General features: G+C 52.9%; 11 protein-coding genes. All 11 read right to left on the reverse strand.

Going from position 1 to position 15,222, the window contains the following annotated elements:
* Positions 1-135 precede the first annotated feature (135 nt).
* Positions 136-2,064, reverse strand: coding sequence for a DUF2264 domain-containing protein (locus M2277_RS23615; RefSeq protein ID WP_280755627.1), 1,929 nt, complete (start codon positions 2,062-2,064; stop codon positions 136-138).
* Between the two features lie 272 nt (positions 2,065-2,336).
* Positions 2,337-3,473 carry a glycoside hydrolase family 88 protein gene (locus tag M2277_RS23620; protein ID WP_280755628.1) on the reverse strand — a complete coding sequence of 379 codons (1,137 nt, stop codon included), beginning with the start codon at positions 3,471-3,473 and terminating at the stop codon, positions 2,337-2,339.
* Between the two features lie 18 nt (positions 3,474-3,491).
* Entirely contained in the window at positions 3,492-5,462 is a 1,971-nt protein-coding gene (locus M2277_RS23625) for a heparinase II/III family protein (RefSeq protein WP_280755629.1), read from the reverse strand.
* A gap of 78 nt (positions 5,463-5,540) precedes the next feature.
* Entirely contained in the window at positions 5,541-7,163 is a 1,623-nt protein-coding gene (locus M2277_RS23630) for a response regulator transcription factor (protein ID WP_280755630.1), read from the reverse strand.
* On the reverse strand, positions 7,156-8,967 hold the full coding sequence (locus M2277_RS23635) for a sensor histidine kinase (protein WP_280755631.1): 1,812 nt from the start codon (positions 8,965-8,967) through the stop codon (positions 7,156-7,158). The genes M2277_RS23630 and M2277_RS23635 overlap by 8 nt, the downstream gene beginning before the upstream one ends.
* Positions 8,968-9,069: 102 nt before the next feature.
* On the reverse strand, positions 9,070-10,449 hold the full coding sequence (locus tag M2277_RS23640; protein WP_280755632.1) for an ABC transporter substrate-binding protein: 1,380 nt from the start codon (positions 10,447-10,449) through the stop codon (positions 9,070-9,072).
* A gap of 66 nt (positions 10,450-10,515) precedes the next feature.
* Positions 10,516-11,355 (reverse strand): carbohydrate ABC transporter permease, encoded by an 840-nt coding sequence (locus tag M2277_RS23645; RefSeq protein WP_280755633.1) that lies wholly within the window; start codon positions 11,353-11,355, stop codon positions 10,516-10,518.
* Between the two features lie 14 nt (positions 11,356-11,369).
* Positions 11,370-12,317, reverse strand: coding sequence for a carbohydrate ABC transporter permease (locus M2277_RS23650; protein ID WP_006208303.1), 948 nt, complete (start codon positions 12,315-12,317; stop codon positions 11,370-11,372).
* Positions 12,318-12,463: 146 nt separating this feature from the next.
* Positions 12,464-13,078, reverse strand: coding sequence for an alpha/beta hydrolase (locus M2277_RS23655; RefSeq protein ID WP_036640861.1), 615 nt, complete (start codon positions 13,076-13,078; stop codon positions 12,464-12,466).
* Between the two features lie 385 nt (positions 13,079-13,463).
* Positions 13,464-14,171, reverse strand: a complete 708-nt coding sequence (locus tag M2277_RS23660; protein WP_006208301.1) for a PIG-L deacetylase family protein — start codon at positions 14,169-14,171, stop codon at positions 13,464-13,466.
* 39 nt (positions 14,172-14,210) lie between these two features.
* Complete coding sequence (locus tag M2277_RS23665; RefSeq protein WP_280755634.1) at positions 14,211-15,167, reverse strand: GNAT family N-acetyltransferase; 957 nt, start codon at positions 15,165-15,167, stop codon at positions 14,211-14,213.
* Between the last annotated feature and the right edge of the window lie 55 nt (positions 15,168-15,222).

The raw sequence follows: 15,222 nt of genomic DNA on the forward strand, positions 1-15,222 counted from the left end.
GATTCGTGCGGGCGGAAGGCCATGATATTGAAAGCCGGGGGTTAATGCCCCCGGCTTTCGCGTGTCTATCTGTATGATCTATTTTAATTCTGACAAACACTGCTTCATACCTGTTCGGGTGAGACCACCTGCTTGTTAGTCCATCGGAATCACGATCACGTTCCCCGTCTGCGTGGTGATTGTAATCTGACGCTGCAAGATCTCCACGCCCAGCCTTTCTTTCACGTCTTCCATTTCCATGGAAGGCTCCTCAATGGCGGGAGTGCCGGGACCGCTCGGATCACCATATACGGCAGAAATCAGCCAATGCGTCCCGGGGTCCATCGCCGCCCTTAACGTAGGAATGACGGTCCGGGGATGCAAAAAATTCGTATTCGACTGCGGATAGATGAGCTCTGCCATATCGTAACCGAGCATGCCGTAGATGGCGCTGGTGCCGAAAGTACCGGAAGCCGAAGCTGCTCCATCTCCCGCACGGGAGCTGCTCAGAGATCCTAAACCTAACGCAAACCCACCTTCCGCAGCATCCAGTGTCCTGCCCGTGCTGATCCGGTGAATACGGATATGCCAGGGCAGGCCTGCAGCAATCCACGTCTGAACCTCCACGTCTCTCCACGGCTTCCACTTCGCATATAATACATGCTCCTGTATCCGCGTCTCCTTGCACAAGCGTTTCACCCTGAACAGATGATCACCCTCGCTAAGGGCCAGCATGGAATCAAAAGCCCCCTGGGATAATCCCCATTCGGCTCTTGGCACACTGAACGCAAAGGCGGTAGAGTAAACAAACTTCTCATATTTGGCGGATGTATGTGTATGCTCGTTCGTAGAGGGATGACCCGTATTAAAAGCTGCCACGTGACCAGCCTTCTCCTCACGGCAAATGACCAGATGTGCCGGCTCCTGCACCGACATGCTTCCTGTGCCTGTCCTTGTTCCTGTCCCTATCCCCGTCTCTGTCTTCGTCATCTCCAGCTCCTCGGCCAACCAGAAAGGATGCTCCTCTGGCAAGGCCAGAATTAGAAACGTCTTCAATGACCAATACACGGAGCCTGGCGAATTATAATTCTCGGACATGATCTGATTCGGGTAGGCATAACCCACCGTTAATACACCGTCCCGGTCAAAAATAGGCTGCTGAAACCACCATCTGAGATTTCGCAGGACAAGTCCCTTCAGCGCTCCCGGACTCAGCCCTTCCAGTCCGGCATAGGCAGCAGCCGACCAGAAGGCCGACTGGGCGAATCGGTAAGTCAGGCTGCGTCCGTATGGAATAGCCGCCCCATCGGGGGTAAACCAGTGGACAAAATCACGGGCAAACACCGCCGCCCGCTCCCGATAACTCTGGGCACGTTCAGAATCCTCATCCCCCATCAGCTCTGCATATACTAGGCCGTAGAAATGAAAGGCATACGGCACGTAATAATCGCAGTGTCCGCCAACTCCATCGCTATACCAGCCAGCACCCAGATAGAAATCCTCAATCCGTTGAAGGTTTTTCTCCAACAGAACTGCATCGTAAGGCAGTCCAGTCTTATGGAAGCCAACGTTCACCAGCACATGGAAGAACAGCCAATTGCAATCATGACAAGGATGATGGTTGATCTGATCCAGCCACTGATAGAGATTCGACTTCTCTCTATCGCTCAGCGGCTGCCAAATCCGGTCCGGAACTAGGGCAAAGGCTAATCCGAATACCGCCATCTCCACCAGACGCTGATCATAGTCGCGTACCTCCCCCCAATACTCCGCATGTCCCGGATCGGTTCCCGAACGTATCCCTTGAAGACAGAGCTCCCATAGTTCTTCGTGTGAGCCGCCCGCGATGGCCGGAACGAGTCCCCACAGTATCCGCGAGAAGCCTTCCATCTCTGCGATATTGGCGTAGGCATCCTTACTTGAGCTGCCAAGGATTAATCTGGAATGCCCCGCACTGTAACACCCTTTCAAAGGCTCCAATAGCTGCGAGAGCGCCTCCTGCACATCCAGTCTTGTCTTCAGCTTATTCAGGGAAACCGGATGTGTAAAGCCACCCCCGGGATTTCCAACAGCCTCTATGCTCATCTTATATACTCACTCCATTTCCAGGGGTTCTCTGCTCTTATCTTCCGGGCCGGCCTCTATCTGAAACGTCTGCTTTCCCTATCTCCTCATCTCGATCCTCTGTCTGATCTGCCTGCTTTCCCTATCTCCTCATCTCGATCCTCTGTCTGATCTGCCTGCTTTCCCTATCTCTTCTGATCTTCCTCGGTTTCTTCATGTTTCCGTAAAGCTGGTATTTCCTCTACAACTTCCTTCATTTGTTCTTAATACCGAGACTGCCCCCTCATTCTCCATTACTCCCAATAAAATGGACCCTTCTCTCGCAACCGCGCGAGACCTTCCACAAAGAAAAAGTCACCGTAAATGAGAGGCACGTCGACATTCTGAGCTTGCGGGTAGTGGCTTGTGCCGTGCAGAATCAAGCCCTCCTCTTCATCGTTGTCCCAAGTGCCGTAATTTCGGTACAGCGATTCCAGAATCCGGATCGCAGGCTTCCGGTATAAGGCAGCTTGCCCTTGATCTACCTTGTCGGCCAGAAGCAGCAGTCCGCTTGCCGCACAGGCACCGGCGGAAGAATCCCGGTATATGCGTGCCTCGTCCGGTGCGCGGAAATCCCAGAACGGCACATGATCTTCCGGCAGGTTCGCAAGAAAGAAATGCGCGACCGTTTTGGCTGTATCGAGGTAAACCTGCTTACCTGTATGATGGTAGGCAAGCGTCAAGCCGTAAATCGCCCATGCCGTCCCTCTGGACCAGGCGGATTCCGGCGCATAGCCCTGACCTCCGATGCCTTCGATGCGCTCACCGGATACCGGATCGTAACGAACGATATGATACACGGACCCGTCAGGACGGACAAAGTCCCTGAGTACCGTATCCATATGTGCTTCGGCAATATGACGATAGCGCGGATCGCCGCTGACCTCGGATGCCTGGAACAGCAGCGCCGTATTCATGGAGCAGTCGATAATGGCAAGACCTGCATTGTCCTCTCCTTCCGACCACGGATTCCAGGCTCGAATATACCGACCGTTCAAATTGAAGCGTGCAGCCAGGTAATTGGCTGCCTTCAGCGCCCGGATCTTCGACTCTTCATTGCCGGTAAGCTTGTAAGAGGCCATGCTGGTCAGCATCCACATAAAGCCGAGATCGTGATCCAGACGCACATACTCGTTCAGCACATCGTCCAGACGGAGCTCGCATTGCTCGGCTAAACTTCGTAATGCCGCATCGCCGCTGTCATTGTACAGAAGCCACAGCATCCCCGGCCAGAAGCCGGCCGTCCACCAATGCGGCGCCTCCAGTTGATAAACCCCGTTCTGGCTGGCATGCGGAAAGCCCGCCCCGATCCGCACTGCATTTCGCTGCGTTTTTACAAGCGCCTTCTCCCAGGCCTCCGTCAACCAATCTAATGCCGTTTCTGTTCCCATGCCTCTTCACTCCTCGATTCATATGAATTGAAATCCAAGCCCTATATTCACGCACAAGCCCGGGTCCTTCACGTTAAAATCAATGGCATACCAAGCCGCATCCTTGCCATCATGATCACGGAACGTATAAGCTTTCAGCTCAGGCTCCATCAGCTCGGGATCGTAATGGATCGCCAGACTCGGTCTGTCGTCCATGGAAAGATCCGGCTCCCGGGTACATTCCGAATCTTGAACGGCTGTCCGCTTCCAGGTTCGTTCATCTGCTGCTAGTCCTTCCGCAGCCTCTTCTTTCCTCTGAACCTGTTCCTGCTCCCTAATCTCCCCCTGCTCATCAGCACCCGCTGCCCGCAGCACAACCATCCAGCACTCATTCAGCTGCTTCAGTTCGGGCTGTACCCTTGTCACAATTCGCTCTACCAGGCTGCCCGGCGGCGAATGAAAATTAAAACGGTCACGCAGCGTTAATACCGGTCTCTCCTCCTGCTTGTTCCACTCCAAGGACCTAACGAATTCCCGAAGCACCGGAGCGCAGTAGGCCGAGGTCAGCTCAAGCGTGAGTTCATCCCTCTCTTCTCCGGTGGCAGCTTCCAATACAATTGCTTCGCTGTCCGCGCCCTCGCACTGGACATGCCCATCAATAATTGGCACGGAATGGCCCTGTGAGCCGTTGCAATCATAATCGTATCGTCCATCGCCGAAATAATCCGCCGTGTACTCGCCGCAGCCGAGATCCGAGCACCACACCTCTCCCGCACCATACAGAATAAAATGACCAAGATCATTATGGTTGTGAGGCTCGTCATTCCTGCCGCCCTTGGCCGCAAATGCATAGAGCTCCTCTCCATCCGAGACTCTGGAGATCAGCCACCGGGCATCCGGCAAGTAATAGCTTGCCTCCCCCCATTCGCTTCCCGGCTTCCCGGGGTCCCTCCAGATCAGATTGCGCAGAGCCGGAGCCCAGCGGCTGCAATGATCGTCACCGTACGCGGACCGAAGGGAAGGAGGCGGTGTCTCGAAGTCTTCATATAATCCAGCCAAATAATGAGACAAGCCGATATGTACGGCGCTTTCCGGCTGCGAGTCGGAGAAGTTGACAACCGCCCTCCCGCCCAAAAAAGAGCGTTGCTGGAACAAGGCGATGCGGCTCACCTTCTCATCACGGAACCAATCCATTGCGCCTTGGCTGCGCTTAAGCAGCAAATCGGCATAATACACAAAATAACCGAACCCATAGTTCCAGTATCCCAGCCCCTCCAGACAAGCTCCGTCAGCACCAAAGCCTTGCAGATAATAAGCCATGCAGCGCTCCGTCTTCAACAAAATCTCCTCCAGCTCACCCGTATCTTCCATCATCAGAAGGGCAGCAGAGCCGATGGAGCCCGCACAGACGGCAGACCAATTGTGCGTTGCGGTCTCCCATCCAAACTCATGGCTGAGAAATGGGGTGAACAGGCGCCTTGCAACCTCGTCCTCCATCCGCGAGATCAGCAGCGGCGCCAAGCGATCCTGCAGCAGCAAGCGGATTTCGCTGAGGGTAAACCCTGTCTCTGCACTGAACAGGTCGATCGTGCTTCGAATATTAGCGGAGGACTCACCGTTCAGATGGGCCGGCAAACACCAGGTATACTCATCGCAGATTGTCCAGATCATCTCCTGAAGTGCCAGCAGATACTCCTCCTTGCCTGGCTCAAGCAGGGTCAGAAGAGCCCACGTATTCAGTCGCCGTCTTCGCTCGAAGTAGACCTTCTCGTATTCCAGTCTCGTTCCCTGCCGGGCGAACCGCGCGAATAAATCATAGGTCAGCTGCGAGATCGGTTCCGCCAGCAGCCGTTCCCCTTCCCGCCGAATCTGGGCAATGTCCTCCTCGTAAGCCCCGCTGCTCTGGATATCTTCCCAGAAAGACCTCTGGTCTCCATTCGGATAATACAATCGTAGATCCACCGAAGCCCAGCGGGTCACGGCCGGTTTTAGCTCCTGCTCCCTGCTCATCAAGTAAACCCCCATTGCTCTTTTCTTGTTAAAATATTGGCTTCGCGTAAGATGTTAATCTGATTACTATCTAAACCATCAACCACTCCGATACTCTATGGGCGTTACGCCCGCATACGCCTTAAATATTTTGCTGAAATAACTTACATTGTCATAGGCCAGGCTTTCGCAGATCTCCCCAACCGTGCGGTCCGTCTGTCTCAGCTGATCCTTGGCGCGCTCCATCTTCATCCGGGTTACGTATTCGATAAAGGTAATGCCGGTTTCTTTCTTAAACAAACGGCTGAAATAACTCGGGTTCAGATGCAGGCTGCCCGCTACCTCATCCAGCGTGATCCTCCGGTCCAGCCGGAGGGACACATATTTGCAGGCATCCGCTACCTCTGATCTTCGGCTGCCTCCAAATCCTCCGCCCAGTGCCTGTGCCGTGGATTCCAAATGCGCGTATAACCACGACCGCAGCTCGTTCAAGGAATCCATGTCCATAATCTCCTTATGCAGCGCATCTGCCGTATAATCGGGGGAAAGCGATTGCAGAAGATGGAGCCGCAGCTTCATATCCAGCAGGAGCTTCAAGACCCAGTCCTTCACCAATTCCGGCGCAAACCGGTTTTCTTGAATCCAGGCAATCCATCGATCCGCCGTATCGCGGACTGCATCGAACGCATCCTTGCTAAGCAGTGATTCCCGCAGCTCCGAGCTGGCCTGTTCATAATGGACGAAGGGATCGGATGCTCGGCCAAGTCCCGGCTTTTCCTGTCTTCCCAGAGATCTGGATACCTCCCCCGGTTCCAGATAAAATCGCTGATGCTCGCAAGCCAGCAGTTCGTTCAGCCCAAGCTTTAGCCCCTCCGGACTTGCGCACCCACTGCCAACCAGAAACGACATTCGAATTCGAAGCACGCGTGTGAGTGTAGCCCGGACTCCTTGAAGGCATGCGGCGACTTCATCATATATGTTGTTTTTTAATCCGGGAGCATAGGAGAACAAGAGCAATGAAGTCTTTGCATCATATCCGACATGCACCGCATCCGGATTCAGGTCGTCCAGCACCTCGCGCAGCACGTTGGAGAGTGCAAAATGCAGCGTCTGGTTGGAGGCGAAGCGATGCTTGATATCCCGTGCGTCCTCCAGGTATCCGATAACGGGAAGACAATGATGGCCAGGCCGCAGCACGCCGTACTCCGACAGCTCATGCTCCCATTTTTCCGGAGACAGCAGGGGCTGGTGGATGAAATTTTTAAAACTCTGCTCCTTGCGCAGCTCCCGGGATTCGTCCACAAGATGAATCATGCGAGACCGCTCCCAGCCCTTCTGGACCTCCTCGTCCATCGCCTGCTTGAATCTTCTCAGCAGCTGTGCCAGCTCCTCGGGGTCCAGCGTGTCCTTAAGCAGATAATCCTGCACGTTCAGGCGCATGGCCTGCTGGGCATATTGGAACTCATTATGACAAGAGAGAATGGCAATTCGGACATCGGCCTTGACCTCTTTTATGCGTGCAGACAGCTCAAGTCCGTTCATCTTGGGCATACCGATATCGGTGATCAGAATGTCCGGGGGTTGAGTCCTGGCATGCTCCCAGGCACTCATTCCATTCTCATAACTTCCCATCAGGTTCAGACCCAGCTCATTCCATGATATCGTCTCGGATAATAACTCGATGACCGGATAATCATCGTCTACCAGCATCACGTTATACATCGGCATTCCCTCTTTCCGGTATATGCATTTCGATCACCGTTCCCTGACCCGGCTCGCTGTAAACATGGCACTGAAAAGCCTCGCCAAACACCATTCTCATCCGCTCCATCACATTTTGCAGACCTATCCGGGAGAAACTCCCGCTGCCTGCTTCATCTTGTATCGAGGCGTTTGCTGCTCCTTGTCTTATTTTCCGGATGATGGACTCCCTTGTCGCGACCTCCATGCCGATCCCGTTATCCTTCACCTTCAATATAATATGCCTGCCTTCCATAACCGCTGTTATGGCAATCGTTCCCGCATGCTGATTAAACCCATGGATCAGCGCATTCTCCACAATCGGCTGCAGGAAGAAGCGCGGCACCTTAAACAGGAACGCTTCTGCGGCAATATCCAATTCCAGCCGGACGTCCTCCTTCTGCCTGAGATTCATCAGGGCCACGTAATGCGAGATCAGATCGATCTCCTCGTGAAGATAAATTTCATCCTCTTCCCGGCTGATTGTCATGCGCAGCAACATCGATAAGGAGCCGATCATCTTGGCGCTGTCCGGGTCTCCCCGCTTCATAACCTTCATCCGGATGGAGTTCAGGACGTTGAACAGGAAATGGGGGTGAATCTGGGCCTGGAGCATCCTCAGCTCCGCCTTTCTTTTGCGGGTCTGGTTATCCGATATTTCGGCAATCATCAGCTTGAACCGGTCCAGCATGTCATCGAATAGATGCCCCAAACGGCCGATCTCATCATTGCCTTCGATGTTCGACCGCACCTCCAAATTGCCGCGCTGCACACTCGTCACTACCTTGCCGAGCCGAACAAGCGGCTTCGTAAAGGTCCGGACCAGTGCAATCAGCAGCAGCAAGAAGACCAGGAAAGAGCCCATCTGAAACAGAAACACCCTGCTGAAAATGGCATTGATGTTCACGATTGCCGATTTGTACGGCTGCATCATTACAAGCCGCCATCCGGCAGATGGAATGTCCTGCTGCACCATCAAATATTTCTCTCCGTCCATCGTAACGATGGAGTATGGCTCAGCCGTTCCGGTCTCGCTCAGGTAGGCAAATGGGGTGCCGATGCTGTCCGGATGAGTGCTCGACACAATGTTCCCCTGCCCATCAATCATCAGCACATCGCTGCCTTCGGACAGAGAGTTAAAGATCCTGCTGATTTGATCCTCGGTAAAAGTCACGATGACATAACCGTAAACCTCCGAATCCAGAAGCCGAAGGGTGCGCACCACGGACACCTGATTCGGATGATCGATCCGATCGGAACGGAACACCGTGGGCTCCGGCCCTGTCCACAGCGACTCCAGTCCCCGCAGCTGCTCGACCTGCCTGAACCAGGACTGCCGCCTGTAATCCAGCGGATTGTAATCGCTTACGGAATAATTCATATAATAAGCTCCGTTTGTCAGCAGTACGGTAACATAACTGTGCTCGCCCACCACCGTCAAGCTGTCCAGAAGCTCCAGCACGCGATGCGATTCAACGAATCGGCGGTACGGGTCTTCTTCCTCATTGCCGGAAGCTACCTGCTTGAAATAGGAATTCAAGGTAGAATTCACCTGGATGTAGTTGGCGATATTGAGCTTGCTCAGGAGCAGGTTCGTGACGGACCCGCGAACCAGCTGCAGCGCATCATTGGCATTGGATACTGCCTGCTGCCGCAGAGCTTCCTTCGTTAAGGAATTGTACAGAATCAAGCTGACAATTGCCGGAACGATAATGCACATGACGGACGCCAGAATCAGCTTATGACGAATGGAGCTGGGCACATATCTTTTGAGCCGTTCAAGCATATCCTTCACCTCAGCCCGGAGTGTTCCTTACCTATACGCTTCGAGATACGATGGCAAAAAAGGGACGAAGGCTCGCCCCTTTTTTTCGTTTATTATACCAGATCATTTTTTGTTGGAATCGATAATTTTGTTCACACGCTCCTGGGTGCTCTTAAGGGTCTGATCTATATCCTGATTGCCGAGGATCAGCTTCTCATACTCCTCATTCACCGCCTCGTACACTTCGGCCTGATAGGAGGAAGGCGGAACGATGGCCGAGGCTTTCGAGATAACAAGTGTGTCGACAAGCGATTTTTTATCTACCTTTTCCGGACTTTTGGTGCCTGCCAGGATGGTGTCGATGATTCCCTCCACCTGCTCGCTCTTCACCTGCTGCCAGGCAGGAATGTTCTTGCCCTGTACGATCTGACCTTCCGTTGTGTACCAGCGGACAAACTTGTAAGCCTCTTCCTTGTGCTTCGATTTGGCAGCAACGGCCACATAGTCCGTAGAGACTGATGTCAGTCCGATCGGGTCACTCTCTTTGTTTTTGGGATACGGGGCGACAGCCACTTGGAAATCCAGCGGCACCTTGTCGGTTCCGCCGATCTCGGTATTCATCCAGCTTCCAATCGTGATCATGCTTGCCGACTGGTTAAAGAACTGTGTCCGGTAATTCAGCTTCTGAGAGATAATGTCGGTATAGGGAACAGAAGACTGATCCTCCTTCTCCATCTTCACTCTCAGCTCCAGCGTCTCCCGAAATGTAGGGTTATCCAGATTGGAAGACCCATCCGTCTTCAGGAAGTCGGCATCCTGCGGCTGGTTAGCCATCTTCAGCTTCAGGAATTCCATCCAGCCACCCCCTTGCGGGCCGTGAAAATATGTGCCATAGCGCTTGCTTGCCCCTTCGCCCTGAGTCAGCTGCTTCGCATAGTCCGCATAGTCGTCCCAGGTCCAATCCGTCGGAACGGGAAGGCCCGCCTCCTCCAGGTGGTCCTTATTCAGCAGCACATACCAGGGGTTGAATTTTCCGGGAAGCGCATACACTTTTCCATCCAGATGGGTATCCACTTTATAGTCAGTCTCCACGGTGTAGCCGTCCTTGGCGATGTATTCGTCCAGCGGTTCGGCCATGCCGAGCGCAACCCGCTGGGCATACCCTGCCGGATCGCTGAACATGAGAATATCCATTTGCGCCGAGGACGCGGCTTCAAGGTCCATCTTCTTCATCGCTTCCTGGCTGTCTCCCTTCTCGCTTAACTGAACCAGCTCAATGGTCACACCGGGTGTTGCATCCTCGTAAGCTTGAATCGTTTTGCTCCAATTGTAGGCTTCCTCCGTACCGTGCGTATACAGCCTCAGATTGACCGTCTCTCCACCCTCGGCGGCGCCTTCTCCTGCCGTACCGCTCGGTTCCTTCGTACCTCCGCCGCAGCCGGACAGCAGACTGAATGCCATCGTCCCTGCAAGTATCCCTGCCCAACATTTCTTGTTCATCATCGTTATCGAGCCCTCCCCAATCATATCATTCTAATAGAAGCGCGATTCTCCGGGATGTCCTTGTGCCTATCCCTTGACCCCGCCCAGTGCAATTCCTTCGATGACACTCTTCTGACCTATGATAAAAACAATCAGCAGCGGGAATATGGCCGACACGGCCGCCGCCATAATCAGCGAATAAAACTCACCGCTTAAAGACGTAAATTTCTGCATCGCCAGCGGAATCGTAAACAGCCGATCCGTTCGAAGAAAGATGAGCGGATTCTGATAGTCATTCCATGTCCAGATAAAACGCAGAATCGCATAGGTAGCCACAGCGGGCTTTACCAGCGGCAGCGCAATGGACCAGAATATCCGCGGATGGCTCGCACCGTCGATTTTGGCGGATTCGATGAATTCCTGGTGCACCCCCATGAAGAATTGCCGCAGCATAAACGTCCCCAGCACGCTGAAACTCCCAAGCATAATGAGGCCGAGATGATTATCAAACAGCCCGATGTTACGGTACAGGATAAACTGCGGGATCAGAATGGCCTGACCCGGGATCATGTAGGTCACAAGCACAATGATGAACAGCCAATTCCCGGCGGCAAACTGGATTTTGGAGAACCCATAGGCTGCCAGCGCGGATACCATTGCCGAGATGAGGGTTGTGAGCATGCTAACCTTGATCGAGTTCCAATAGTAGAGATAGAAGGGATAATCACCGAACCATACCTCCCTGTAATTCTGGATCGCGTTCCATTCCCGCGGAATCCATTGAATCGGATACACGAACACATCTCTTTCCACCTTAAAGGATGTGACCAGCATCCATATGAACGGAAGGAGGAACAGCATACTCACAACGAACATCACGATGGTTACGAAGAGCCTGCGCCAGTCAACGCCAGCTTGTGTCTGCATATAACGCCCTCCTCCTAGTAGTTGACCCACTTCTTCTGAGCTGCCCACTGCCCCAGTGTAATCAGCATGACGAACCCGAACAGTACCGCGGCAATGGATGATGCATAACCTACCTTCAGGTTAACAAACGCCGTATCGTACAAATACCAGACCATCATCGTCGTAGAACCGATCGGTCCGCCTTGTGTCATGACGGCGATGATGTCGAACACCTTGAATGTAGAGATAACCCCCGTGACCAGCAGAAAAAAAGACGTCGGTGACAGCAAGGGAAGCGTAATGCGCCTGAACTTGGTCCAGCCGTTTGCTCCATCGATATCCGCTGCTTCGTACAGATCCTTCGGTATAGACTGCAGCCCGGCAATATAGATGATCAGATTGAAGCCGATGGATATCCAAATCGATATCAGCATAATGGAGATCAGGGCAAAATTCGGATCTGCAATCCATTTGGGCGGATTGGAAATTCCGATTGTCCGGAGGATTTCGTTAATAGGCCCGTAGGACGGCTGGAACAGTACCTGCCATACGACAGCAACCGCAACGATGTTGGATATGTAGGGCATGAAGTAGGCTACTTTAAAGTATCCCTTCATATAGACAAACCGGTCGATCAATATAGCCAGCAGCATCGATATCATCATGTAGATCGGAACCGTCAGAAGAAAAATCAGGTTGTTCCGCACGGACTTGAGAAAGATGTCGTCCTCCAGCAAATGTCGGAAATTCTGAAACCCGACCCACTGGATTCCGTCCCAGCCCTGCACAAAGTTCCAATCGGCGAATCCCAGCACGAGCGTAGCCAATATCGGAAACAGCACCAAAATGATGACGCCAAACAGCATCGGGCTTACAAATAAAATCCCCCATAGATTCTCCCCCCGCCGCAAGGAGCCCCGGGGCTTGGGCCTGCCGGTCATCTGCCGACCAGGCTTCTTCACTGTCTCCATCGTCTGTGACATGTCTGACCACCTCGTTTATCTTGGATGGCTTAAGTATAAAAAAAATACCGTCAAGTCGTTGACGGTATTTTGATCATATTCACTTTCATTTTTACCTTCTATAGGTAAGAAATGTTTAGCACTTGCACATCATGGCATCCAAGGTATTACTGGAACTTCTCCTTAAACCAGGAAGCTGCCATGCCAACCTCTGCACGGCTGAGCTGATGCCCTCCGTTCTCCCAGTGCAGCTTGACATCCGCGCCAGCCTCGCTCAGGAGTGCATTCAGATCCTCGCTCTCCTGCGGAGTGCACATCGGATCGCGCCGGCCAGCCGCGATGAAGACCGGAACGCCAGTCAGATCAGGCAGGGCCTTATCCCGCAACGGAACCATCGGATGGTGGAGTACAGCTCCTTGCAGCGCATCTCCTTCGTGAAACAGCAGGCTCGCGGCGATATTGGCCCCGTTCGAATAACCAACCGCTACGATGCGGCTGCGGTCAAAACCGTACTCGGCTGCTGCCCAGTTTAAGAACTCATTCAGATCCTGCGTACGCTTCACCAGATCCTCTACATCAAACACGCCTTCGGCCAGACGTCGGAAGAACCGGGGCATGCCGTTCTCCAGCACGTTCCCGCGGACGCCTAGCACATTCGAAGCTGGCGAGATCATCTCGGCCAGCGGCAGCAAATCCTCCTCATTGCCTCCGGTGCCGTGCAGCAGTAGCAAGGTCGGTGCCTCGGAAGATGTTCCCTGGCGATAAATATGTGTATGTTCCATATGGATTCCGTCTCCTTTTCGTTAATTTAAATAATCTAATCAGAAAACAGTCTGCAATTCCATCAAAGTCTGCCCTGATATCCAGCTTATATATCTTTAATTTAAGATTCTTCAAATACATCATACCATGGAATTCAAAAAATGCAACATCGCTTCTTCTGCATCCCGCCCGGTTTCTACGCGCATGAAAAGAGAGGAAGCCTCCAATATGGAAGTCTTCCTCTCTCATGTATATTCTCTATATGATTCCGTACGTGTTCCCCCGTAACATCACTCATTATATCAAAAGATGTTTATAATGTCAGTGTATGTTTTGGGATTTCTCACAATTTTTTTGCGATTTCATTAGGTATTATTCCAGATGACTGGAGGTGAAACCATATATTTAGAAAAACTGTAATCGTTTGGTCAATACGCCTCTCGGAACCGCAAAAGCCTGTGCCCGCTTGAAGTTCATCGGCGCTCCCCGTACAATCGTGAGTGCCTTATAATATTCGATGAACGGGAAGCCATAGGTTTCCCCGCGTGCGTAAGCATATACATTCATGGCTCTTACCCAAGTTTCATAGGCTTCTTCCGGAATATCGATAAATACCTCGGGATGAAAATCATACGGATCCTCCCAATTGTCCGCATAGTATAAATGCTGGGCATAATGGGATGGAAGCTCTCGCTCAATGGTCTTCAGCCCCGCATAGAATCGCGCATCCTCCACGATATAGTGTGTATTGGCATGATCCTTATGAATGCTCTCCTTCCAGTGGGTGATTATAATGTCCGGCTTCACTTCCCGTATGACATCGGCTACCTGATACTTCACTTCCTCGTCCAGCGGAAGCTCCGCATCCTTATAAGCAAGAAATCGGACATCCGCGCCAACAATTTCGGCGAATTGATGAGCTTCGTCAATCTTCTGCTTCGCGTAATCCTCCGGCGTCATCCGAGGATGCCCCTTCTCCCCCGGCGTTAAATGAAGAAACGTTGCTCGTTGCCCGGCCTGCGTGTATTTTGCTATGACCGCTCCTGCCGTAAGATCCATATCCCCCGCATGTCCGCCAATCGCCAAAATGTGATGCTGCTTTGCTTCCGTCAATTTGATCTCTCCTTTGTAGAAAAAGTCGTAGAATCTATTTTATTGAAGCGGCTTGCTCATAATATCGAACCGGCGCGTCACGTGAAACCCGGCTTTTCGGTATAAATGTCCTGCGGGGCTTTGCTCGCCCGTCCAGAGGAACCACGCACCATGCAGCCCCTGAGCCCGCATAAGGGCGAGACAGTCATACAGCAGAATTTTTCCCAAGCCCTTCCCTTGCATCGACGGGTCCACTCCAAACGGGCCAAATCGTTCAGCAACGCCCTCGTATCCGCCATGCAGGCAAAATCCAACCAGCTTCCCCTGCTCGCGCGCAATCAGGATCTGATCCGTTCTTAATTGCTGCAGCAATCCCTCACGAATCGCCCGGCCCCAATCAGGGTTAAACACGTCCGTTGCAAAATCAATCAGCTCCACCAGATCGCCGTCCTGAGCCAGCTGAAAGGTAAAGCCCTCCTGCTCGCGCTGCTGCTTCAGCTCCGCAACTTCAAGCGGCATATGGAAATCAACCAGGGAGTGATCCATTGCAACCGCCGTGTAATTCCGGGTAAAACTGCTGGCTTGCAGCCATCCAAGGCCCTCAGGATACCGCTCGCCATCGATACCCGGGACCATATAATTCGGGGCATAAGAGGAGAAAAAAACTGTACGGCGTCCATGGCGTCGAAGGAAATCCTCACCTTCCTGAAGCAGCCGCGCCCCAACGCCCTGTCTTCGCAGCGACGGATCGGTATAAAAGAAGGTAATCCAGCCCCGATCCGGCTCCAACTCGGTTCCGATCATCGGGAGTCTCCGGCGCACCGCATACAGGACGCCTACAATCCGATGTTCCAGCTCGGCCACCCGCAGGCCCTGCGGATCAAAGTTCGGGTCCAGCAGCACCAAGTTTCGAAAGCGAAGACGGGTGATGGGATCTCCCGGCACACAGGCATTCCATAAGGTTGTGATGCCTTCTTCATCTCCAGGCCGATAAGACCTGTAGGTTAGGGTCGTCATAGCGTGTTCCCTCCTCAATTTCTCGTTATAGGTCCCGTTCCGGTTAACGTGAAGT

Source organism: Paenibacillus sp. LBL (genome assembly GCF_029893715.1).
GTDB lineage: Bacteria > Bacillota > Bacilli > Paenibacillales > Paenibacillaceae > Paenibacillus_AQ > Paenibacillus_AQ glucanolyticus.

Excerpts from the sequence above, each read along its gene's own strand:
- M2277_RS23615 (WP_280755627.1), bottom strand. The coding sequence starts at position 2,064 with ATGAGCATAGAGGCTGTTGGAAATCCCGGGGGTGGCTTTACACATCCG.
- M2277_RS23620 (WP_280755628.1), bottom strand. The coding sequence starts at position 3,473 with ATGGGAACAGAAACGGCATTAGATTGGTTGACGGAGGCCTGGGAGAAG.
- M2277_RS23625 (WP_280755629.1), bottom strand. The coding sequence starts at position 5,462 with ATGAGCAGGGAGCAGGAGCTAAAACCGGCCGTGACCCGCTGGGCTTCG.
- M2277_RS23630 (WP_280755630.1), bottom strand. The coding sequence starts at position 7,163 with ATGTATAACGTGATGCTGGTAGACGATGATTATCCGGTCATCGAGTTA.
- M2277_RS23635 (WP_280755631.1), bottom strand. The coding sequence starts at position 8,967 with ATGCTTGAACGGCTCAAAAGATATGTGCCCAGCTCCATTCGTCATAAG.
- M2277_RS23640 (WP_280755632.1), bottom strand. The coding sequence starts at position 10,449 with ATGATGAACAAGAAATGTTGGGCAGGGATACTTGCAGGGACGATGGCA.
- M2277_RS23645 (WP_280755633.1), bottom strand. The coding sequence starts at position 11,355 with ATGCAGACACAAGCTGGCGTTGACTGGCGCAGGCTCTTCGTAACCATC.
- M2277_RS23650 (WP_006208303.1), bottom strand. The coding sequence starts at position 12,317 with ATGTCACAGACGATGGAGACAGTGAAGAAGCCTGGTCGGCAGATGACC.
- M2277_RS23655 (WP_036640861.1), bottom strand. The coding sequence starts at position 13,078 with ATGGAACATACACATATTTATCGCCAGGGAACATCTTCCGAGGCACCG.
- M2277_RS23665 (WP_280755634.1), bottom strand. The coding sequence starts at position 15,167 with ATGACGACCCTAACCTACAGGTCTTATCGGCCTGGAGATGAAGAAGGC.